This window comes from Psychrobacter sp. Ps6, from assembly GCF_022129235.1.
GTDB lineage: Bacteria > Pseudomonadota > Gammaproteobacteria > Pseudomonadales > Moraxellaceae > Psychrobacter.
The window spans coordinates 1-1,607 of record NZ_JADQAI010000111.1 but is presented as its reverse complement, the minus strand read 5'-3'; the positions used below and the strand labels follow the sequence as shown (position 1 = coordinate 1,607).

Genomic DNA, 1,607 nt, shown 5'->3' with positions numbered 1-1,607 from the left:
CTAAGATAATCCAGTAATTTAAGAACCTCTATCAATTTGTTAGAGGTTCTTTTTTATTATCGATAGCGTGATCTCACAAACAAAAACCATGACTATCTAATTGAATTAGTTGATTTAAATAAAAAACACTTTTACGGTGTATGTAATCGGACTGTAGCGCAGCTTGGTAGCGCACCGTCATGGGGTGTCGGGGGTCGCTGGTTCAAATCCAGTCAGTCCGACCACTTAATTATTTACTTGAAGCCAGTCTTGAGCAAACTGTTCACTTGGTATTGGTTTGGTATACAAAAAGCCTTGGGCAAAATCGCACCCCATTTCACTTAATAGCGCTTCTTGCTGTTTATCTTCAACCCCCTCAGCAACAAGTTGGAGGCATAAGCTTTTTGCTACAGCGATAATAGCAGTCACAATCTTTCGATTAGCATCATCAATTAATAATTCATTAATAAAACTTCTATCAATCTTTAGCTTATTAACAGAAAAATGTTTTAGCTTACTCAAAGAAGAATAACCTGTACCAAAATCGTCAATAGAAACTGTAAAACCAGCTTTAGCCAATTGATTAATATTATCTTCGGCTAAATGAGGACAAACAACAACCGCTGACTCTGTAATCTCAATATCTAACAAATAAGGAGAAATACCTTCTTCTTCAACTAACTGAATAATACGCTGCGCACAGGATTCTTGGCCTATCTCTTGAGCAGATATATTAATGGATAGACGCCCATTCAATACATAACCTTGATTTTGCCACGACAACATTTGACGACAAGTATGGCGAATCACCCAATTACTGATTTCACTAACTAAATGTCGTTCTTCAGCCAAAGGGATAAACTCAGCAGGCGAAATCCAGCCAAGATCATCATCAAACCAACGGAGCAATACTTCAGCGCCTACACATTGCTGACTATTTAAATCAATGAAAGGTTGAAAGTTAAGTGCGAGTTTATCTTGGCGGATGGCTGATAATAATTTTCTGGCTAATGTTATTTTTCGATTTAACGCTAATTCCATCTCTGGTAGATATAAACAAAAACCATTTCCTTGAGCTTTGGCTCGATACATCGCAATATCGGCTTGCTTTAATAACGTACTAACACTGGGGCCTTGCTTTTCACATACGGTAATGCCGATACTTGCCCCAACCGAAATATTTTGGCCTTTCAGTGGAATGGGTTGAGAAATCGTTTGATGCAATTTATAAGCTATTGTTTGAGCTTGTTCTGCATCAGTATCGGGAGCAATAACAACAAACTCATCCCCACCAAGACGGGCTAATGTGTGGTGAGACTCTAAAATTGAGCGTATTGTTTGCCCTATCGTTTGTAATAAACAATCCCCATGGTCATGACCTTGAGTATCATTGATCTCTTTAAAATGGTCTAAATCAATAAACATTAACGATAATGGTAACTGACTGGATCCAGCATCATCATTGAGTAACTTCTTTAAACGCTTTAGAAAAAGAGCTCGGTTTGGTAACCCAGTCAATGAGTCATAATAAGCAAGCTTTTCAACTTGGTTTCGGGTCGCTTTTGTTTCAGTAATGTCTTTTTTTATCGCCATGTAATGAGTAACAGAACCATCACCATTCTCTTGGC

Annotated in this window: 1 protein-coding gene and 1 tRNA gene; one reads left to right on the top strand and one right to left on the bottom strand. The window is 38.0% G+C overall.

The window, feature by feature from the left end; translation table 11 throughout:
- Positions 1 to 147: 147 nt before the first annotated feature.
- Positions 148 to 224 (top strand) — tRNA-Pro (locus I3255_RS14160).
- 1 nt (position 225) lies between these two features.
- On the opposite strand, the gene I3255_RS14155 is transcribed toward I3255_RS14160, so the two are convergent.
- On the bottom strand, positions 226 to 1,607 hold a 1,382-nt coding region (locus tag I3255_RS14155; RefSeq protein ID WP_238039387.1), incomplete at its 5' end, for an EAL domain-containing protein.